The sequence below is a fragment of the Gordonia sp. YY1 genome (assembly GCF_009872315.1).
In the GTDB taxonomy this organism is placed as follows: Bacteria; Actinomycetota; Actinomycetes; order Mycobacteriales; family Mycobacteriaceae; genus Gordonia; species Gordonia amicalis.
The window spans coordinates 22,968-43,308 of sequence record NZ_WXYI01000002.1; the positions used below are offsets into that span (position 1 = coordinate 22,968).

18 protein-coding genes and 1 other RNA gene are annotated in these 20,341 nt (G+C 69.1%); 10 read left to right on the top strand and 9 right to left on the bottom strand.

Features of this window, described 5'->3' with window-relative positions; all coding sequences use genetic code 11:
* Window positions 1-24 precede the first annotated feature (24 nt).
* Window positions 25-1,008, bottom strand: a complete 984-nt coding sequence (locus tag BPODLACK_RS03315) for a helix-turn-helix transcriptional regulator (RefSeq protein ID WP_006434913.1) — start codon at window positions 1,006-1,008, stop codon at window positions 25-27.
* 167 nt (window positions 1,009-1,175) lie between these two features.
* Here BPODLACK_RS03315 and BPODLACK_RS03320 point away from each other — a divergent pair, with 167 nt between their 5' ends.
* Complete coding sequence (locus tag BPODLACK_RS03320; protein ID WP_006434915.1) at window positions 1,176-2,000, top strand: maleylpyruvate isomerase family mycothiol-dependent enzyme; 825 nt, start codon at window positions 1,176-1,178, stop codon at window positions 1,998-2,000.
* 104 nt (window positions 2,001-2,104) lie between these two features.
* Here the strand turns inward: BPODLACK_RS03320 and BPODLACK_RS03325 are convergent, their stop codons facing one another.
* Both BPODLACK_RS03325 and BPODLACK_RS03330 read right to left on the bottom strand, forming a co-directional pair.
* Window positions 2,105-4,147 carry a protein kinase domain-containing protein gene (locus BPODLACK_RS03325; protein WP_006434916.1) on the bottom strand — a complete coding sequence of 681 codons (2,043 nt, stop codon included), beginning with the start codon at window positions 4,145-4,147 and terminating at the stop codon, window positions 2,105-2,107.
* 106 nt (window positions 4,148-4,253) lie between these two features.
* The gene (locus BPODLACK_RS03330; protein ID WP_006434917.1) at window positions 4,254-5,081 is read right to left on the bottom strand and encodes a spermidine synthase; all 828 of its coding nucleotides are present in this window, start codon (window positions 5,079-5,081) and stop codon (window positions 4,254-4,256) included.
* 72 nt (window positions 5,082-5,153) lie between these two features.
* On the opposite strand from BPODLACK_RS03330, the gene BPODLACK_RS03335 reads away from it, so the two are divergent.
* A complete protein-coding gene (locus tag BPODLACK_RS03335; protein ID WP_159404854.1) occupies window positions 5,154-6,131 on the top strand; it encodes a cobalamin biosynthesis protein in 978 nt (325 codons plus the stop codon).
* Here BPODLACK_RS03335 and BPODLACK_RS03340 read toward each other — a convergent pair.
* Window positions 6,109-7,131, bottom strand: coding sequence for an SURF1 family cytochrome oxidase biogenesis protein (locus BPODLACK_RS03340; protein WP_006434919.1), 1,023 nt, complete (start codon window positions 7,129-7,131; stop codon window positions 6,109-6,111). The genes BPODLACK_RS03335 and BPODLACK_RS03340 overlap by 23 nt on opposite strands.
* 37 nt (window positions 7,132-7,168) lie before the next feature.
* On the opposite strand from BPODLACK_RS03340, the gene BPODLACK_RS03345 reads away from it, so the two are divergent.
* Complete coding sequence (locus BPODLACK_RS03345; protein WP_006434920.1) at window positions 7,169-8,173, top strand: zinc-binding metallopeptidase family protein; 1,005 nt, start codon at window positions 7,169-7,171, stop codon at window positions 8,171-8,173.
* 23 nt (window positions 8,174-8,196) lie between these two features.
* Here the strand turns inward: BPODLACK_RS03345 and BPODLACK_RS03350 are convergent, their stop codons facing one another.
* Window positions 8,197-8,676 carry a low molecular weight protein-tyrosine-phosphatase gene (locus BPODLACK_RS03350; protein WP_006434921.1) on the bottom strand — a complete coding sequence of 160 codons (480 nt, stop codon included), beginning with the start codon at window positions 8,674-8,676 and terminating at the stop codon, window positions 8,197-8,199.
* A gap of 53 nt (window positions 8,677-8,729) precedes the next feature.
* The gene (locus BPODLACK_RS03355) at window positions 8,730-9,416 is read right to left on the bottom strand and encodes an HAD-IA family hydrolase (RefSeq protein ID WP_024500430.1); all 687 of its coding nucleotides are present in this window, start codon (window positions 9,414-9,416) and stop codon (window positions 8,730-8,732) included.
* A 30-nt stretch (window positions 9,417-9,446) separates the two neighbouring features.
* Here BPODLACK_RS03355 and cobC point away from each other — a divergent pair, with 30 nt between their 5' ends.
* The 6 genes from cobC to BPODLACK_RS03385 all read left to right on the top strand — a co-directional run bounded on the left by cobC (window position 9,447) and on the right by BPODLACK_RS03385 (window position 15,124).
* Window positions 9,447-10,541 (top strand): Rv2231c family pyridoxal phosphate-dependent protein CobC, encoded by a 1,095-nt coding sequence (cobC, locus tag BPODLACK_RS03360; RefSeq protein ID WP_006434923.1) that lies wholly within the window; start codon window positions 9,447-9,449, stop codon window positions 10,539-10,541.
* Window positions 10,519-11,658, top strand: a complete 1,140-nt coding sequence (locus BPODLACK_RS03365) for a Nif3-like dinuclear metal center hexameric protein (protein WP_159404717.1) — start codon at window positions 10,519-10,521, stop codon at window positions 11,656-11,658. Before cobC ends, BPODLACK_RS03365 begins: the two co-directional genes overlap by 23 nt.
* Window positions 11,659-11,749: 91 nt before the next feature.
* A complete protein-coding gene (locus tag BPODLACK_RS03370; protein WP_006434925.1) occupies window positions 11,750-12,487 on the top strand; it encodes a zinc ribbon domain-containing protein in 738 nt (245 codons plus the stop codon).
* Between the two features lie 4 nt (window positions 12,488-12,491).
* Window positions 12,492-13,172 carry a histidine phosphatase family protein gene (locus BPODLACK_RS03375; protein WP_201450586.1) on the top strand — a complete coding sequence of 227 codons (681 nt, stop codon included), beginning with the start codon at window positions 12,492-12,494 and terminating at the stop codon, window positions 13,170-13,172.
* Between the two features lie 63 nt (window positions 13,173-13,235).
* Window positions 13,236-13,651, top strand: an RNA gene (rnpB, locus tag BPODLACK_RS03380) — RNase P RNA component class A.
* Window positions 13,652-13,705: 54 nt separating this feature from the next.
* On the top strand, window positions 13,706-15,124 hold the full coding sequence (locus tag BPODLACK_RS03385; RefSeq protein WP_006434927.1) for an RNB domain-containing ribonuclease: 1,419 nt from the start codon (window positions 13,706-13,708) through the stop codon (window positions 15,122-15,124).
* 118 nt (window positions 15,125-15,242) lie between these two features.
* Here the strand turns inward: BPODLACK_RS03385 and BPODLACK_RS03390 are convergent, their stop codons facing one another.
* Genes BPODLACK_RS03390 through panB form a run of 3 tightly spaced genes read right to left on the bottom strand, consistent with a single transcriptional unit; the run spans window position 15,243 to window position 18,640 of the window.
* A complete protein-coding gene (locus tag BPODLACK_RS03390; protein ID WP_024500425.1) occupies window positions 15,243-16,736 on the bottom strand; it encodes a CYTH and CHAD domain-containing protein in 1,494 nt (497 codons plus the stop codon).
* Window positions 16,737-16,795: 59 nt separating this feature from the next.
* Window positions 16,796-17,761, bottom strand: coding sequence for a prolyl aminopeptidase (pip, locus tag BPODLACK_RS03395; RefSeq protein WP_006434929.1), 966 nt, complete (start codon window positions 17,759-17,761; stop codon window positions 16,796-16,798).
* A gap of 24 nt (window positions 17,762-17,785) precedes the next feature.
* The gene (gene panB / locus BPODLACK_RS03400; protein WP_006434930.1) at window positions 17,786-18,640 is read right to left on the bottom strand and encodes a 3-methyl-2-oxobutanoate hydroxymethyltransferase; all 855 of its coding nucleotides are present in this window, start codon (window positions 18,638-18,640) and stop codon (window positions 17,786-17,788) included.
* Between the two features lie 328 nt (window positions 18,641-18,968).
* Here panB and glnA point away from each other — a divergent pair, with 328 nt between their 5' ends.
* Window positions 18,969-20,309, top strand: coding sequence for a type I glutamate--ammonia ligase (glnA, locus tag BPODLACK_RS03405; protein WP_040004539.1), 1,341 nt, complete (start codon window positions 18,969-18,971; stop codon window positions 20,307-20,309).
* The last annotated feature ends 32 nt before the right edge of the window (window positions 20,310-20,341 follow it).

Here is a 20,341-nt window from a genome sequence, read left to right on the forward strand (position 1 = left end):
GGGCGGACGAGCAGGTCAGCGCAGCTAGGGCCGGGCGGTCATCGCGCGCCGATAGCGTTCGGCGACCTGGTCGTGATAGTCCGCGACGGCGCCGAGTTCGACGCGCAGTTCGGCGGGTTCGATGACGGTGAAGTCGGCCCCGAAGGCGTACATCCAGCGCGCGATCGACGTCAGCGAAGTGCTGTAGACGGTCACCTCGCAGGTGTGTTCGTCGCCCGACTCCAGAGTGCCCCACGATTGGTGGATCATCGGTGCGACCTCGTCCAGCGGCAGGTGGATGCGTACCCGGGCCGTCGCCCGTTGCTGGAGTGCGCCGAGACCGCGGGCGACGAAGGCCGCCGCGCCGCCCTCGGGCGGCTCGCGCGGTGTGAATCGCGGTCCGGTGGGGATCTTCGGGTCCATGCGATCGACGCGGAACGAACGCCAGTCGGCGCGAGCGAGGTCGAAGCCCACGAGGTACCAGCGATTCCCGTTGCGCACCAGACGATATGGCTCGACCTCGCGTCGGCTCTCCTCGCCGTCGTTGCGTCGGTAGTCGAAACGCAGGCGCTCGTGGCGATGACAGGCCGTCGCGATCTCGGTGAGGCGATCGGCTGGGACAGCGCTCGATGGCGCCTCCCTGGGAACTGCCTCGATGCGCAGCGCGTCGAGGCGGTGCTGGAGGCGCGAGGGCATGACCTGGCGCAGTTTGGCGAGTGCCCCGGCGGACGCCTCGGCCATGTCGGCGACCGCTCCCGTGGTCACCGCGTCGAGCCCCAGGGCGACGGCGAGCACCTCCTGATCGTCGAGGAGCAGGGGCGGCATCTCCGCACCCGCGCCGAGGCGATACCCGCCGCGTGCACCGACATTCGCGTCGACCGGATAGCCGAGCTCGCGGAGCTTGTCGATGTCGCGACGCACGGTGCGGGTCGTGATGTCGAGGCGTTCCGCGAGTTCCTTCCCCGACCATTCCCGCCGCGTCTGCAGCAGCGACAGCAGAGCGAGTAACCGGGCCGAGGTTTCCAACATGCAGACATCCTGCCTCAGGATGCGGACAGGTTCTGTCCTTGTTTGTCGGAGCGTGGATTTCGGAACGGTTCGGCGCGGTGGTCAATGTGGCCGCTGAGCGCGACTGCCCGGCTAGGGTTGTGCCGGTCCGGTGTTCCCGCCGGGCGCACGACCGCAAGGAGGACGACATGGCCACGACCATCCTGCCGCTCGACGAGGTCACCGCGGGTCTGATCGCCCAGTGGGCCGCGATCGCCGACGTGGCCGGCGGACTCACCGATGAACAGTGGTCGGCTGCTTCGGTGTTGCACGGATGGACCAACGCCGACATCGTCGCGCACATCATCGGCACCGAGAGCATGCTCGACGGCCGAGACGTCGAGGCCACCCGCACGGTGAGTGCGCTCGACCACGTGCGCAACCCGATCGGCGAACTCAACGAGAAGTGGGTCGACCACTACCGCCCCAAGTCGCGCGCCGAGGTTCTCGCGGCGCTCGAGGAGATCGTCGGGGTTCGTACCGCGGCGCTGCAGGCGATGACACAGGAGCAGTTCGAGGCTCCCTCGATGACCCCGGCCGGAGCCGACACCTACGGGCGCTTCATGCGAATCCGCATCTTCGACTGCTGGGTCCACGAGATCGACCTGCGCGACGGCACCGACGGTTCGGCCGTCACCGACCCCGTCCCCGCGTCGTGGGCGCTCGACGAGATCGGTGCGTCACTGCCGTTCGTCGTCGGCAAGCGAGCCGACGCGCCCAAGGGCAGCAAGGTTCTCTTCGACATCACCGGCCTGTCGGCTCGGACGGTCCGGATCTTCGTCGGCGACCGGGCGGCGGCGGTCGAGGAGTTCGAGGGCGGCGACGCCTCCGCCGATGTGCGGCTCCGGATCGACGCGGCGAACCTGGCCCGGTGCGCCGGTGGCCGGCGGGACGCCGATCCGGGCGCGGTGGAGATCGACGGCGACGAGGCACTGGGCAACGCGATCCTCAACCGGATGAACTACGTGATCTGACCCGGAGCGGAGATGTGGCGAGCTCAGGAGGGTTTCAGTCAGCAATAGGTTTCGCCAGGCGATACCTATTGCCGACTCCGCCGCACAAGCGGCGAGCAGCGCGGCTACTCGCCGACGGTCGCCTTCTGGATGAGCAGATTCTGGTTCGGTGGTCCTGACTGCGCGCCGGGCTTGGCGGGCGTGAACCCGCCCGCGACGATCCTGTCCAATACGGCAAGGCCGGCGGGGTCCATGGTGCCGACGATCGAGTAGGTCAGCGGGAGATCGGTGTCGCCGGCGAGCATGAAGAACGTCGTCGACCCGGTGGCGCCCTCGTCGTCGGGCAGATCGAGGATGCCGACGGTACCGCGCGGATATGTCACCTGCGGGACGCCGTCGTCATCCGTGCCCGCCGACGGCAGATCCTCGGGCAGTTCATCAGGACTGGTCCAGCCGGGATTGGTGCCCTCCTTGCCGCCCGACGACCCACAGATCAGATATTTGGCCGACGCACGGTGGCACTTGCTGCCGTCGTAGAAGCCGGACTTGATCAGCGAGACCATGGCACCGACGTTGCACGGCGCCTCGGCCCGGTTGAGGGTCATGCTGATGGTGCCCTGCGCGGCGATCGGGATCGTCGCGTCCACGGTGCCGGTGTTGGGCTGGGTCGACGCGGGCGGCGGCTGGGTGATGCCGCCGACCACCGGCCGCGTCGGATAGTCACAGGCGACCGTGCCCGCGGGCATGGCCTGGGTCGAGGTGTCGGGGCCCGGCGGATCCTCGCCACCGCCCGACAGCGCGACGACGATGCCGGTGACCGCGAGAGCGATCACCACCACACCGACGCCGATGGCGACCGCCAGGTTGCGTCCGGTGTGCGACTTGCGTGGAGGCGGAGTCGGGGGGATACCCCACTGGTTGGGCCCCGAATACGACTGGGGCCCCGAATACGACTGGGGCCCAGAATACGACTGTGGCCCTGAGTATGACTGAGGGCCGGGATACGACTGTGGCCCGGAATAGGACTGCGGGCCGGAATGCGACTGAGGTCCCGAGTACGGCTGGGGCTCCGAGAACCCTTGCGGGCCGGAATGTCCCGGGGGAGAACCGTATCCACCGCCCGAACCGGGGGCGTGCGGCGGGCCGGATACGGTCGGACCCGAACTCGGGCCGCGGACCATCGTCGGGTCGGCGGACATCGGGCTGCCCGGGGTCGGCTGTGCCGCCGGCGTCTGCTGCGGTGGCCGTGGCGCGTAGGTCGGCGGAGTCATGCCCGGGGGCGGGAGCGGCTGCGGGACGACCGTGGGCGGCGCCTGATCGGCCGGAGGTGTCTGCGCTCGAACCGCCGACGCGGCTGCGCCGCCCGACATGGCGTCCGACGCCGCACGGATGAGTTCGCGTGCGGACGGGTAGCGTTGCGCGGGGTCCTTGGCGAGGCCGCGTGCGATCACCGGGTCGAGCGGTCCGCCGGTCTGCGGTGGCGGCTTGGTGATGTGCGCGGTCATCAGTCCCTGGTCGGTCTTCGCCGGGAACGGGGTTTGGCCGGTGACGCATTCGTACAGCACACAGGCCAGGGAGTAGTTGTCCGATGCCGGGCCCGCCGGGTCGTCGCCGAACCGTTCCGGCGCCATGTACGCCAGCGTCCCCAGCGCGGTCCCGACCTGAGTCAGCCGGCTGTCGGTGGTGCCCTGCGCGATACCGAAGTCGACGAGGTAGGCGAAATCGTCGGCGTCGACGAGGATGTTGTCGGGTTTGATGTCGCGATGGACCAGACCGTCGCGATGCGCCGCGTCGAGCGCCGCCGCGACCTGACCCAGGATGTGGACCGCCCGGGTAGGTGCCAGAGGACCGGAGTCGAGGACCTTGCGCAGGTCCTGACCGTCGACGAGGCGCATGTCGATGAACAGGACGCCGTCCTTCTCGCCCCAGTCGTGGATCGGGATGACGTGCGGATCGGACAGTTTGGCCGCAGTCTTCGACTCGCGTTCGAATCGTTCGCGGAAGTCGTTGTCGTGGACCAGATGTGGCGGAAGCAGCTTCAGGGCGACACGACGTTCCCGGACGGTGTCGTACGCCTCGTACACCTCACCCATGCCGCCGCGACCCAGCAGTCTGTCGATGCGGTACGGGCCCAGCGTGGTGCCCGCTCTCGACGATGGATCGGTCACGTCATCCTCGGTTCTTCGATCGTCAGATCCTCAGCCGGCGGTCGAAACCACCCTAACGACTGTCGAGCGGGTTCGTACATCGACCGGACGCGGGACCGGCGACCGCTCACGCCCCGGTCGACGCGACGTCGGCGTCCGTCAGTCCCGGACCGCGTGCGAAGTCGCGCGCCTTGGCGCCCGAGAGGATCTGTGCTGGTAGCGGATCGCTGAGCAGGGTGCGGACCAGTGTCGCCGACGCGTCGAGCGGGGCGTCGCTGCCGACGATGACGATGTTTCCGGTGCGGCGCCCCTTGAACATCGCGGCGTCGGCGATGAGCAGCAGGTGCTCGAAGACCGGCGCCACGGTTGCGGCCTCGGCGCGAGCGCCCGCCAGATCGCGGCTGTCCCCGCAGTTCGCGAGATACAGCCCGCCCGGCACGAGCACATCGCGGACGGCGGCGGTGAACTCGCGGGTCGTCAGATGGGCCGGCGTGCGGTCCCCGGCAAAAGCGTCGCGCACGATCACCTCACGCGTGCCCGGTTGCAGGGAGGTCACCACCTCACGCGCGTCGCCGACCCGGATCCGCAGCCGGGGGGCACGGGGGAGGTCGAACCACTCACGCACCAGGCGGGCGAGTTCGCCGTCGACCTCGACGGCCACCTGCCGGGCATCGGGGTACAGGTGGTCGAGATAGCGGGCGAGTGCGCAGGCGGCACCGCCGAGGTGCAGGACGCGCAGTCGATCCGAGGTGGGGTGGCGTTCGGCGATCACGGCGGCCATCTGGCGCAGGTACTCGAAGTCGAGCACGGTCGGGTCGTCGGGATCGATGTGCGAGCTGTGCGCCCCGTTCACGGTCAGCAACCAGCCGCCGGCGATGGTGTCACGTGCCAGTTCGGCGACACCGGTGTCGATGACGTGCCGACCCGGCGACGGTTCTGCAGATGACCTGGCCACGGGTCGAGTCTGGCACGACCGGATCACGGAGGAGGGAGGGGCCGCTACCATCGCGCGGTGCCCCTCGCCTGTGTGTCCCTGACCCGTGAGCAGCGAAACCGACCCGCACGACGTTCGTTGTCGACCGCAGCCGGACTCGTCGTCGGCTTCCTGGTCGACGAAGCGCTGGGTGACCCGTCCCGGGGACACCCGGTCGCGGGTTTCGGTCGGCTGACATCTGTGCTCGAACGTCGTCTGTATCGCGACTCGCGCGCGGCGGGCGCGGGCCTGGTCGCGGTGGCGGCCGGCGGCGTCGTGGGGGCGGGCGTCGTCGCATCGGCCGGGCGCCGGGCGCCGGCAGTGGTGGCGCTGACCGCCGCGTCGACCTGGGTCGCGCTGGGCGGGACCTCGCTGTGCCGGGTGGGTGATGCGGTCGCCGACGCCCTCGAATCGGACGACATCGACGCCGCGCGAGCCCTCATCCCGAGCCTCTGCGGGCGTGACCCCGAGTCACTCGACGAGAGCGGGATCTGTCGTGCGGCGCTGGAGTCGATCGCCGAGAACACCTCCGACGCGACCGTCGGACCGCTGTTCTGGGGTGCGGTCGCCGACGTTCCCGGAATCCTCGGCTACCGTGCGATCAACACTCTCGACGCCATGGTCGGGTACCGCAACGAGCGCTATCGCGACTTCGGTTGGGCGGCCGCGCGACTCGACGACGTCGCCAACATCCTCCCCGCACGCCTCGCGGGTGCGCTGATCGTCCTGGTCTCCGGCGCGCCTCGACGCGCTGCCGAAGCCTGGCGCCGCGACAGCCGTGCACATCCGAGTCCCAACGCGGGGGTCGTCGAAGCGGCCTTCGCCGGTGCCCTCGGGGTGCAGCTCGGGGGCCGGACGGTGTACCCGCACGGCGTCGAACAACGGCCGACTCTCGGACAGGGGCCGGCGCCACGACCCGGCGATCTGCGAGCAGCTGTCGAGCTGTCACGTCGGGTTCAGCGTGCAACGCTGGCCGTGTGTGTGGCGGGCTGTCTGGTCCGGGTCGCGGTCAGCCGCCGTAGCGCCGGCTGAGCTTGTCCCGTACGTCGCCGTCCTGACTCCGGGGGTCCGGGGTCGCGTCGCGGACGTCGCCGACCGTGTCCTCGGCGACCGGACCGTGGCCGATGCGTCCGACGCTGTGGACCACCGTGGTGCCGCTCGCGGCGCGCAGTTCCTCGCGCATCTGCCGGCGTCGCTCGGCGCGCGAGGCGGCGGTACTCGGCTCCGGACGTGGCGCGGACTCCGCGGCGGGGGCCGCGCCGGTGTCCTCCGTCACCGGAGCCGCGTTGGCGGCGGCGGCCCGACGGCGCGAACGGATCTCGGCGATCAGGAAGTACAGGACACCGAGGGGCGCCATGATCCCGAAGGCGAGCCACTGCAACCCATACGAGAGGTAGGGGCCGGTGTCGAGCTGGGGGAGCGGGATCTCGCCCAGCGAGCCCGGCTGATCCGGGGAGAGCTGGAGATAGAAGTCGTCCATCGGCGTCGACGTCGCGGTCCCCACCAGACCGGGGTTGATCGACGGCACGGTCAGCACGCCGTTGTCGGCACGTGAGCCGCGGTCGGCGCTGACACTCTCTGCCGCGCGGATCCGTCCCTGAACGGTCTGCTCACCAACGGGCGGCGACGGGATGGCGGGAACGCTGCCCTCCACCGGGCGGACGAAACCGCGGTTGATAAGGATCACCCGATCCGAACCGGTCACGGCGAACGGGGTGAGGACCAGGACCGCCGGACGTTCCTGGATGTTGCGCAACCGCACCAGTGCCTGCCGGTCCTCGAGATACCGGCCCGTCACCGCGACCTGACGCCACTCGGTCGACGGGTCGAGGGTCGACGACGGTGCCACCTCGGCCAGCGGGACGGTCTCGAGCGAGGTCGCGGTACGGATCAGGTCGTTGCGGTGTTCGGTGTCCGAGTTCTTCCCGAGCTGCCACGGAGCGAGGAGCGTGAAGCAGGCCACTGCGAACGCCACGACCACGACTCCGAGGGCAATCCACCCTGGACGCAGGATTGTTCGCAGTACGTGCACAGCTCCCAGGTTACCGAGCACGGGTAGCGTGATCGAAATGCGAGACTTCATCTGCTTGAACTGCGGCCAGCGTCTCTCCTTCGAAAACAGTCTCTGCCTGAACTGCAAGAGTGCGCTCGGGTTCTGGCTCGAGTCCCGCTCCATCCAAGTGCTCGACGACAAGGGGCGTGCCCAGGTCGACGGTGTCCTCATCGAACGGTGCGCGAACATCAAGGTGGCGCAGTGCAACTGGCTGGTGAAGTGGACGGGTAATCCGGAGCTGTGCCAGTCCTGCCGGCTGACGCGCACCCGTCCGGGTGACGACGATCCGGACGCGCTCGTCGCGTTCGGCCAGGCCGAGACCGCGAAACGGCGGCTCGTCCTCGAACTCGCCGAACTGGGACTGCCGATCGAGGACCGTGACGAGAATCCCGACACGGGACTCGCCTTCGACCTCCTGTCCAGCGCTCGGCAGAACGTCATCACCGGTCACGCCAACGGGGTCATCACCCTCGACCTCGCCGAGGGCGACGACGTCCACCGCGAACAGATGCGCGTCGAGCTGGACGAGCCGTACCGCACGGTTCTCGGACACTTCCGGCATGAGATCGGTCACTACTACCAGCTCGTGCTCATCACCGACGACCGCCGGCCCGGCTTCGAGGAGCTGTTCGGCAACCCCGGCGACGACTATCAGGCCGCCCTGGACCGTCACTACAAGGAGGGTGCGCCCGAAGGATGGCGGAAGAACTTCGTCTCCTCCTACGCCACGATGCACCCGGCCGAGGACTTCGCCGAGACCTTCGCGCACTACCTGCACATCCGCGACACCCTCGACACCGCCGCCGCATTCGCGATGGCACCGTCGGGTACGACGCTGGACAGTGTGCCGCCCGGCGACGTCGGCTTCGATCGGATCATCGGCGAGTGGCTACCGCTGACGTGGGCGCTCAACCAGATCAACCGGTCGATGGGTCACCCGGACCTCTACCCGTTCGTGCTCCCGGCGCCGGTGCTCGAGAAGATCCGCTTCGTGCACAACCTGGTGGCGCCGGTCGGATGAGACCGGTCGCGCTGGGCGTGGCGTCAGTCCACGCCCAGCTGCAGGCGCACCCAGTCGATCAGTCCGGGGACGGCGCTCTCGATCTGCTCGCGGGTGGCGACGAAGTCCTCGGTGCCGCCGTAATAGGGGTCGAGGAGGGCGAGGTCGTCGGCGGGTGCCGACGGATCGAACGATCGCAGCAGTCGCGTCCGGTCACCGAGCCGCTTGCGTTCGAGTTCCCGGAAGTGGCCGTCGTCCATCGCCAGGAAGAGATCGGCGTCGAAGTGTTCGGGTCCGAGCAGCGCCGCCACGTGCGCGTCGGAGTAGCCGTGGGCCAGCAACTCGGTGCGGGCGCGGTTGTCGGCCGGTTCGCCGACGTGGAAACCGGTTGTCCCGCAACTGGTGACGCGTACCTTGCCGCCCAGTCCGGCGTCGTCCAGAGCCGTCCGGAAGATGTTCTGCGCCATCGGTGACCGGCAGATGTTGCCCGTACACACGAAACAGACGTGTAGTTCTTCAGCCACTGGTGCCCACCTCAGCTCGACGTGCCGACGCGCTCGGTGGTCCAGGGCGTCGGTCACATACCCAGGACGTCGCGCAATTCGGCTGTGGAATCAACCGTCCAGGCTGCGCCCTGTTCCTCCCCGTGCAGAGAATAACCCCATCTGACCAGGATCGCTGAGATGCCGAACGCCGCTGCGCCGTGCACATCGTGGCTGCGATCGCCGATCATCACCACCGGTGCGGTCACGTGACCGGTGTCGGCATCCGCGGGAAGTCCCAGCTCCGTGACCGCATGAGCGATGACATCGGACTTGTGGCGGCGCGAACCGTCGTCGCTGGCGCCGGCGATGTACTTGAAATGGTCGGCCAGGCCGAAGTGCTCGAGAATCTTGCGCGCGGTGGTCTGGTTCTTCGACGTCGCGATCGCCATCGTGCGCCCCGACGCGGCGAGATCGGCCAGGACGTCGGCCATCCCGTCGTACACCGAGTTCTCCCGCCAGCCGATCTCGGTGTAGCGCTCCCGGTAGGCGCGCATCGCCTCGTCGGCGACCGCGGGTGCGAGCCCCAGACTGTTGAGGGTGTCGAGCATCGGCGGCCCGACGATGCCCGCGACGACCTCGGGACCGGGCTCGGACGCGCCGACGGCGGCGAGGGCGTGCCGGAAGCTGTTGGCGATACCCGCAAAGCTGTCGGTGATGGTGCCGTCGAGATCGACGAGCAGCACGGTGTCGGGATGGCGGGGATCTGGCGGCGTCAACACGCGTCCATCGTGCACGTAAGGTCAGTAGGCATGACAGCTGGGTATGGCGTGGCATCCACATCCGACCTGTCCGACCCGGACCGGCACGGCGATCAGGACGCGGCGCCCGGGCTGGTGGACTTCGCGGTCAATGTCCGCGGCACGCCACCACCTTTCGTCCTCGACGCCATCATGCGCGGTCTCGGCGATCTGGCCCGGTACCCCGGCCACGACGACGAGCGGCGCGCGGTCGACGCCATCGCCGCCGCCCACGGGCGGTCACCCGACGAGGTGTTGCTGTTGTCCGGCGCGGCCGACGGCTTCGAGATGCTGCCGCGACTGGGCGTGCGCCATGCCGCCCTCATCCAGCCGTCGTTCACCGAACCGGAACTCGCGCTGCGTGCCGCCGCGGTGCCCATCACCCAGGTGACACTCGACGAGCCGTGGCGGCTCGACCGGGCGGACGTACCCGACACCGCCGACCTGGTGATCCTGGGTAACCCCACCAACCCGACGTCGGTGCTGCACCCGCGGGAAGCGATCAGGGCGCTGCGTCGTCCGGGACGCATCATCGTCGTCGACGAGGCATTCGCCGACCTCACTCTCGGCGTGGACGGCACCCTCGAACCACAGTCGCTGGCCTCGTCCGACTGGTCGGATCTCATCGTGATCCGGAGTGTGACAAAGACTTTCGGTCTGGCCGGGTTACGCGCCGGATACCTGCTTGCCGCACCGGAGGTCGTCGCGCGCCTGCGTGCGGGACGTCGGCCGTGGGCGCTGTCCACACCGGCTCTGGCCGCGCTGACCGCGTGCCTCGGCGACGAGGGGCATCGCTACTGCTCGGACCAGGCCCGCCGGGTCGCGGCCGAACGCGCCGAGATGGTCGACGAACTGACCCGGATCGGGCTCGTCGTCGTGGCGGAACCGGCCGCGCCGTTCGTCCTCGTCGAGGTGCCACGGGCGACGGACGTCAAACGGCGTCTCGTCGATCACGGGTTCGCGGTGCGCAGTTGCGCCAACTTCGTCGGACTCGGCGACGACCATCTGCGGCTCGCGGTACGTCCGGTCGAGCAGGTCCGTGCGTTGACCGCAGCGATCGAGCAGGTACGAGAGGAGATGAGGGATGGGAACCGAGTCGACATCTGAGGGCATCACCGTCGGCGACATGGTCGACGTCGTCGAACGCGCGTATCCGCCGGCGCTCGCCGAGCCCTGGGATGCGGTGGGGCTCGTGTGCGGCGACCGCTCCGAACCGGTGCGTCGGGTGCTGGCGTGCGTCGACGTGACGGACGCCGTGGTCGACGCGGCCGTGGCCGAGAAGGCGGACCTGGTGATCGCGCATCACCCGCTGCTGATGCGCGGGGTCACGTCGGTGGCCGCCGACACCCCCAAGGGCCGCATCGTGCACCGCCTGATCCGCCACGGCATCGCGTTGCTGTCGGCCCACACCAACGCCGACCGGGCGCGGCCGGGCGTGTCCGACGCACTCGCCGACCTGCTCGGTGTGGTCAACACCGTGCCCATCGAGCCCAGATCTGCTGCACCCCTTGACAAATGGGTGGTGATGGTGCCCGAGGGCAACGTCGAACAGGTCAGTGAGGCGATGTTCGCCGCCGGCGCGGGTGCTATCGGCGACTACCGCGACTGCTCGTGGACGGTCGTGGGCACGGGCCAGTTCGAGGCGCAGGAGGAGGCGACGCCGACGATCGGCGAGATCGGCACCAGAACCCACGTCGACGAGGCGCGGGTGGAGATGGTCGCCGCGCGATCCATCCGCGGATCCGTGCTGCGGGCACTGCGCAACGCGCACCCGTACGATGAACCGGCGTTCGACGTCTTCGAGCTCGCCGACCTCGGCAGCGACCTGGGCCTGGGTCGGGTCGGTTCGCTCACCGAGCCGATGACATTGCGCGACTTCACCGCGGTAGTCGCGCGGGCACTGCGCGCCCCGTCGGGCATCCGGGCGGCCGGCGATCCGGATGCGCTCGTGCGCACGGTCGCGGTGTGCGGCGGTGCGGGCGATTCACTTCTCGGTCGTGTCCGCGGGCTCGGCGTCGACGTCTACGTGACCGGCGACCTGCGGCACCATCCGGCCGACGAGAGTCTGCGCGACGGTGGGCCGGCCCTCGTCGACGCGGGCCACTGGGCCACCGAGTTCCCGTGGTGCGCCCAGGTCGCGGAACTGCTCGGCAAGGAATTCCACGTGCCGGTGACGGTGTTCGACACACCGACCGACCCCTTCGGGCTGCACAGCTTCGGCTGACCCCGGGGGAACGCCGACCAAAGCCCATCCGCCGCCGGAACGCCGGGACCACCCGCGTACGGTAGGGGGACTTCAGAGACAGGAGGCCGCAATGAAAGTCGACGCCGGTGTGCAGCGACTGCTGCTCGATCTCGCGGACTCCGATGCCGAGATCAACCGACTCGAGCATCGCCGCAAGAACTTGCCCGAGGACACCGAGATCGCCGAGCAGGACAAGGCAATCGATGCTGCCCGCGACGATCTGGTGCGTGCGGAGATCTCCGCCGAGGACCTGAGCCGCGAGTATCGCCGCATCGAGTCCGAGGTGACCGGGATGACCAACCGTGAGGCCAAGGACTCCAAGCTTCTGACCGCCGGCGGGTTGGCACCCAAGGCGCTGTCGGAACTGCAGCACGAACTCGCCGGGCTCGGACGCCGCCGCGCGGTGCTCGAGGACGAACTGCTGACGCTGATGGAGCAGCAGGAGGCCGTCGAGGCCGAACGCAGCCGCGCCGCTGCGACGATCTCCCACCTCGAGGAGAAGGTCGCCGACGCGCGGACCCGCCGCGACAAGTCGCTCGCGACCATCGACGAGGACCTGGCCCGTGTCCGTGAGAAGCGGGACTCGCTCGCCGCGGAGATCGACTCCGACCTGCTGGCCGTCTACGACAAGCAGCGTGCCAACGGTCGGATCGGTGCGGGGCTCCTGCGTGCACGTCGATGCGGCGCCTGCCGGATGGAACTCGACCGGGGCACCATCGCCTCGATCAGCGCGGCACTGTCCGACGAGGTCATCCGCTGTGAGGAATGCGGCGCGATCCTGGTGCGCACCGCCGAATCGGGGATCTGACGCCTTGAGCGCGGGTTCCGAGCGCGTGTCGACGCCGGGCCGGAAATCGCCGTCCTGGCAGGGGCAGCTGAGTTCGCCGACGAGATTCATCCTGTTGCGGCACGGCCAGACCGCGTTGTCGGTGGAACGCCGGTACTCCGGGCGCGGCAACCCCGAGCTGACCCCGGAAGGTCGGCGCCAGGCACGTGCGGCGGCCCAGCGGGTCATGCGTGAAAAGGACATCTCGGCGATCGTGACCTCGCCGCTGCGCCGCGCCCGCGCCACTGCGGAGGAGGTCGCCGCGGTGACCGGGGTCGATATCGTCGAACATCCCGGACTCATCGAGAACGACTTCGGCGAATGGGAGGGCCTGACCTTCGTCGAGGCCGCCGAACGGCACCCCGAGATCCACCGCAAGTGGCTGTCGGACATCACCGTGCCCGCGCCGGGTGGCGAGAGCTTCGCGCAGGTCGCCGAGCGGGTGTCCGAAACGAAAGACGATCTGCTGCAGCGTTATCCGGGACAGACGATCGTGCTCGTCTCGCACGTGACCCCGATCAAGCTGATGCTGCGGGAGGCGCTGGGCGTCGGACCTGAGTTGCTGTTCCGGTTCCACCTCGACCTGGCGTCGGTCTCGATCGCGGAGTTCTTCCCCGACGGCGGTTCCGTGGTCCGGCTCGTCAACGACGCCGCGCACTGGCACTGACGGGGCGCTCTGCGCCATCGGATGAAGAGCTGTGCCGGGGCTGCCGTATCCTGGGTTCGCGAACGAGTCGGCCGGGCGGCCGCGGTGAGCGGAACGGGCGGAAGACCGCCACGCCGCGCACCGAGGAAAGTCCGGACTCCACAGAGCAGGGTGGTTGCTAACGGCAACCCGGGGTGACCCGCGGGACAGTGCCACAGAGAACAGTCCGCCGGCCGCGAGGCCGGTAAGGGTGAAACGGTGCGGTAAGAGCGCACCAGCGGCGCGGGTGACCGCGTCGGCTCGGTAAACCCCACCCGGAGCAAGGCCGAAGCGCGCACTTCACGGTGCGCGTGCGCGGGTGTTACGAGGGCTGCTCGCCCCAGCCCGCGGGTGGGCCGCTCGAGGTACCCGGCGACGGTGTGCCCAGATGGATGGTCGCCGCCCGCGATGGTCGAGAGACCTCGCGGGCACAGGATCCGGCTTACGCGCCGACTCGTTCGCCTTCGGCCCGCGGTTTCGGTTCACCGGGGGATCCGCGCGCTAGGGTTCGACACGTGACACGCTTCCTCTTCGCCCCCGACATCGACTTCGCCGGAATCCGCGATCAACTCGGGGTGGACGAGTCATACGGCGACGATGCGCTCGCCGAGGCGCGGGAGGCCGTCGACCGGTTCGCCGACACCCGCGAGGACCACACCGGCGTCCCGTTCGTCACCATCGACCCGCCGACGTCGCGGGACCTCGACCAGGCCGTCCATCTCGTCGCCGACGGGGACGGGTTCGTCGTGGACTACGCCATCGCCGACGTCGCGGCACTCGTGATCCCCGAAGGCGCGCTCGACCAGGAGAGCCGACGCCGCGGGACCACCGTGTACTTCCCGGACGGCTCCGTGCCACTGCATCCGCGGGAACTGTCCGAGGGGATCGGATCGCTTCTGCCCGAACAGGTTCGGCCGTGCGTGCTGTGGACGATCCGGGTGGCGGGGGACGGCACTGTCATCGATGTGCGGGTTCGGCGATCGCGAATTCGATCCGTGGCGCGCTTCGACTACGCCGGTGTCAGCGCGGATGCCGAGGCCGGACGGTTGCATCCGTCGATCGCGGCGTTGCCGGCTTTCGGCGAGCTCCGGCAGAAGGTGGCGCTCGACCGCGGCGCCGTCGAACTGGATCTGCCGGACCAGCGGGTGTCACGTACCGACGCGGGATGGCGGTTGGACCTGCAGCCCCACACCCCGGCGGACATGTGGAACTCGCAGCTCTCCCTGCTCGCCGGGATGTGCGCCGGCTCGATCATGGCCGAGGCCGGTGTCGGATTGTTGCGGACGTTGCCGCCGGCCGACCCCGACGCGGTCGAGGACCTGCGCGCTGCCGCCCGAGCGCTGGGCGTCGAATGGCCCGAGGGGCTGGCGGTGGGCTGGTTCCTGGCCGGACTGCCCGGCAACCGGACGAGCACCTTGGCCCTCCAGTCGGCCGCGAGTGGTCTCATGCGCGGCGCCAACTATCTCGCACTCGACGGCACCGACGAGGCGCGCGCGATCCCGGACGACAAGAAGCGGCACGGCGCGATCGCGGGCGTCTACGCCCACGTCACCGCACCCCTGCGTCGGCTGGGTGACCGGTTCGCCACCGAGGTGTGCCTCGCCGTCACCACCGGCGACGACGTGCCCGACTGGGTGACGCGTGCCCTGCCGACCCTCCCGAAGATCCTGCGCTCGGCCGACACCCTCGGCTCCACGGCCGACCGGGCGGCCATCGACCTCGCCGAGGCGGTCATCCTGGGCGGCCGCGTCGGGGAACGCTTCGACGCGGTGGTGATGTCGGCGGCCACCGAGCGCAAGCCGGCCCAGATCTTCATCGCCGATCCGCCCGTCGTCGCGGGTTGCGAAGGTGATCTGCGTCCGGGCACCCGACTCGAGGTCGAGCTGGTGACCGCGGACGAGGTGACGAGAACGGTCAGGTTCCGGCCGGCGTAGGGCGATGCGACTTCGTTTCGACGCCGGGTCACCGGGTGGTTTCGACACGGTTACTCGCTGGGCGGGTTCAAGGGATCAGCCCTGCGCTCGTGACCGGCTCAACCAGCAGCGGGACGGCTCACAGGTCCTTGGCGGCCCTGCGGTACTCCGCGACGGCGCGGTCGGACGCGGCTTCGAGGCGCGCGTCGAGACGGCCGACGATGAACATGTCGGCGGCGCTGAGCTTTCCGTCCTCGACGATCGTGGCGAGCTGGGCGCGGTTGATGCGGATGTCGTTGTGGTCGCCGAGGGCGGACTGGATCTTCTTGGCGACCGCGCCGATCGCGCGGTACTTCTTTTTGTTCAGCGGCTCGGTCGCATCGATGCTGTAGCGCAACCGCTTTGCGCGTTTACGGATCGTGTGCAGCTGTTCCTGCCACTCGTCCGAGCCTTCGGTGAGGCCGGCGAGTTCGGCCTGGGCCTTGCGGATGTGCTTGCGGCTCTTCGCGATCGCCTTGTCGACGACGTCGGTTGCGGGGAGTTCCGCGTCGGGTCCCGGCGGGGGAGAGGCGAGGAGGGCGTCGACGGAGTCGAGGAGCGTGAAGTAGCGCTTCGACGACATCGCCGCGTGCGCCGCCCGGATCGCGCGATCGTGGGTTCGGGTCTCGGCACCCGCAAGGGCGGCGAGCAGCTCGGGCGAGGCGTTCTCGCCGCGCAGCAGGGACTGGTCGAGTTCGAGCTGGACCTCGGAATCCCGTGCATCACCGAGGATTCGGGCCAGCAGCTTGAGTTCGGCACCGATGTGGGCGGTGCGTTCGGCGTCGAGAACCGTAGGGTATCCCGACAACACGCTGCGCAGGCGACGGCACGACACCCGCATCTGGTGGACGGCGTCCTCCGCGTCCTCGCGGACGAGCGGGTCGTAGGCGATCAGGCTGTTTCGGTGCATCGCGATGTCGGTGATCACGAGTTCGAGCGCAGTGGGGCGCTTGGACAACCGGGGTTTGTGGACGGTCGGCGTCGAACCGATCGCGCGGGCCAGCTTCGACGCGCTCGACGACGAGCGGCCGCCACCGGCGCGCAGGACCTTGTCGGCGGCCTTCAGCAGCTTGCCGGTGCCGCCGGAGAGGAGTTCGAACTCCCATTCGGCCCACTGCTGGGAGTGCCCGCCCGGCAGCAGGGACTGGGTGGTCACCAGATCCTCGGCGAGTTCGGCGAGCGGCTCGTCGTCGACGCCGAGCAGGCGCGTCACCGTGCGCGTTGTCGAGATGACCGCGACGGGCGTGAGGGGCCGGCAGCGGGTCAGTGCGAGGACCGGGGTCACCAGTGCCTCCGGGACGTCACCGTCGGCCGGCGCCTCGTCGAAACCCACGTGGAGTTCGCGACGTGTTCCGGGGATGTCGGTGGGGCGCTTGAGATGCCAGCCCTGATCGGTGCCGCCGGTGCGGCGTCGCATGGTGATCCTGTTGCCGGCGAGGTCGAGGTTCTCGGTGTCGAAATAGGTGGCATCGAGCGAGAACGTCTCGGGTGCCGTCGCCGACACCACTCCGGGTAGCGCCCGTAGATCCGGGGCCACATGGCCGGGGTCCACGTCGAACTTGAGTTCCACCTCGACCTGCTCGGATGCGGCCACCTGTTCCTCCTGACGCCTGCGACGATGTCGAGTCTAGTGGCCGCGGGTGCGGCGGCCGATCATTCCGCGAAGCGGTCGGTCGCTTCCAGCAGGTGATGGCGGATGCCTTCTTCGAAGGACGCGTGACCCGCGTCGTCGACGATGCGCAGGTCGGCGGCCGGCCAGGCGCGGTGGAGATCCCAGGCGCTGCGCATCGGGCACACGACGTCGTAGCGACCCTGGACGATGACGCCGGGGATGTGCGCGATGACGTCGATGTTGTCGAGGAGCTGCCCGTCGTCGAGGAAGCCGTGGTTGACGAAGTAGTGGTTCTCGATCGAGGCGAAGGCGAGGTCGAAGCGGTGGGCGTCATCGGGGTTCTGGCCCGATTCCTCCTCGGAGCGGGGGAGGAGGTAGCTGGTGGCCTGTTCCCAGCCGGTCCAGGCGCGGGCCGCCGCCCGGGCGACCGCGGCATCGTCGGAGGTCAGCAGACGGTGGTACGCGGCGACCAGATCGCCGTCGCGCTCGTTCTCCGGGATCGGCTCGAGATAGGTCTCCCAGACGTCGGGGAAGATGTGCGCGGCGCCGCCGTTGTAGTACCAGTCGATCTCGCTGCGGCGCAGCAGGAAGATGCCGCGCAGAACGAGTTCGGTGACCCGGTCGGGATGCGTCTGCGCGTAGGCGAGTCCCAGCGTCGACCCCCAGGAACCGCCGAAGACCTGCCAGCGGTCGATGCCGAGATGGGTACGAAGCCTCTCCATGTCGGCGATGAGGTGGGGCGTGGTGTTCACGCTCAGATCCGCGCCGTCGGCGATGTGCGGGCGGGACTGTCCGCAACCGCGCTGGTCGAACAGCACGATCCGGTACTTCGCGGGATCGAAGAAGCGTCGCTGGGTCGGCGAGGTCCCACCGCCGGGACCGCCGTGCACGAAGACCACGGGCTTTCCCTCCGGGTTGCCCGTGGTCTCCCAGTAGATCTGCTGGCCGTCGCCGACATCCAGGTGACCGGACTCGTAGGGCTCGATCTCCGGGTAGAAGTCACGCATGGACGCCAGCGTAGGCGCCGAAGCTCAGTAGCTGTGCTCAGGGCCGGGGAACACGCCGCGACGGACCTCGTCGGCGTACTGCTCGGCGGCCGAACGTAATTCGGAGCCGACGTCGGCGAACCGCTTGACGAACCTCGCGGTCTTGCCGTGGGTGAGGCCCGCCATGTCCTGCCACACGAGGACCTGGGCGTCGGTCTCGTTGCCGGCGCCGATGCCCACGGTCGGGATGGTCAGCTTGCGGGAGATCTGTCCGGCCAACTCGGCGGGCACCATCTCCATCACGACGGCGAAGGCACCGGCCTCCTGGACCGCGATCGCGTCGGCGATGAGCTGGTCGGCGCCGTCGCCGCGACCCTGGACGCGGAAGCCGCCGAGGCCGTTGACGCTCTGCGGGGTGAACCCGATGTGCGCCATGACCGGGATGCCGGCGGCGGTCAGTGCCGCGATCTGGGGGGCGACGCGCTCACCGCCCTCGAGCTTGACCGCATGGGCGCCGGTCTCCTTGAAGATCCGGAAGGCGTTCTCGAGGGCGTGCTGCGGCCCGATCTCGTAGCTGCCGAAGGGCATGTCGGCTACGACGAGGGCGTGGGGCGCACCGCGCACGACCGCGCGGATCAGCGGGATCATCTCGTCGACGCTGACCGGGATGGTGGTGTCGTAGCCGAGGACGACGTTGGCCGCCGAGTCGCCGACGAGCAGCACCGGGATTCCGGCGGCGTCGAAGATCCGGGCCGTCGAGTAGTCGTAGGCGGTGAGCATCGACCACTTCTCGCCCTCGGACTTCATCTGGGCGAGGTGATGGACGCGGGTCACACGACGTTTGGGCGCGTCGGTGGCCGGGGTTGCGGTGGAAGCACCATAGACCGAGGTTTCGGACATCGTCGTCTCTTTTCCTGCCTCGAGTCCCGGCTGGCCAGAAGAGGCGCGGCGGGTACCCGGGTTGAACACGGACAAGCGCCATTGTGTCACCGCGGATTTGTGGTGTAACCGCCGTGAGTTATGCAATTGGTCACACCCCGCTGGGGGTGGGCAGGGACCGTTGTGCAGCGGCCGTCGCGGTCCTTCGGCATCCGGGCTGTTCGGGGGCTTCCCAGCCCTACGGGTTGTTGGCCCAGATGATGGGATGGCGCCGACAAACTCGCTGGACAGCGAGTTGGTCTTGCGCGTGTAACACAGATTTAACAGCCGACTTCTAATGTCGGCGACCATGGATCGCCAAAAGGAATTCGTGCTGCGGACCCTCGAAGAGCGCGACATCCGTTTCGTTCGGCTGTGGTTCACCGACGTACTCGGTTATCTGAAGTCCGTGGCGATCGCGCCGGCCGAGCTCGAAGGCGCCTTCTCCGAGGGCATCGGCTTCGACGGCTCGGCCATCGAGGGCTTCTCCCGCGTGTCCGAGGCGGACACGGTCGCCAAGCCCGATCCGTCCACCTTCCAGATCCTGCCGTGGACCACCTCCGCGGGTCGGCACCACTCGGCCCGCATGTTCTGCGACATCGCTATGCCCGACGGCACCCCGAGCTGGGCCGACTCGCGCCACGTGCTGCGTCGCCAGCTGAACAAGGCGGCCGACCTCGGCTTCAGCTGCTACGTGCACCCCGAGATCGAGTTCTTCCTCCTCAAGGACGCGCCGCTCGACGGATCGGTGCCGACCCCGGCCGACTCCGGCGGCTACTTCGACCAGGCCGTGCACGACGCCGCTCCCAACTTCCGCCGCCACGCCATCGAGGCGCTGGAGTCGATGGGCATCTCGGTCGAGTTCTCCCACCACGAGGGCGCACCCGGCCAGCAGGAGATCGACCTCCGCTACGCCGACGCCCTGTCGATGGCCGACAACGTGATGACCTTCCGCTACCTCATCAAGGAGGTCGCGATCAACGAGGGTGTGTGGGCCACCTTCATGCCCAAGCCGTACAGCGAGCACCCCGGTTCGGCGATGCACACGCACATGAGTCTGTTCGAGGGCGACATCAACGCCTTCCACAATCCCGACGACCCGATGCAGCTGTCGGCCACCGGGAAGAAGTTCATCGCCGGCATCCTGCACCACGCGTCGGAGATCAGCGCCGTCACCAACCAGTGGGTGAACAGCTACAAGCGTCTGATCCACGGCGGTGAGGCCCCGACCGCCGCGACCTGGGGCGGTGCCAACCGGTCCGCGCTCATCCGGCTGCCGCTGTACACGCCCAACAAGCCGTCGTCGCGCCGCATCGAGGTGCGCAGCCCCGACTCGGCCTGCAACCCCTACCTCACCTTTGCCGTCCTGCTCGCGGCGGGCCTGAAGGGGATCGAGGAGGACTACGAACTCCCCGACGAGGCCGAGGACGACGTCTGGGCCCTCACGTCCGCCGAGCGCCGGGCGATGGGATACCAGGAGCTCCCCGGAAGCCTCGCGGAAGCACTCACCAAGATGGAGAACTCGGAGCTGGTCGCCGAAGCCCTCGGCGAGCACGTGTTCGACTACTTCCTGCGCAACAAGTGGTCCGAGTGGACGGGCTATCGCAGCATGGTCACCCCGTACGAGCTGAAGAACTACCTGCCGCTGTAGGGACCAACCCGGTCACGTTCACCGACCGCGAT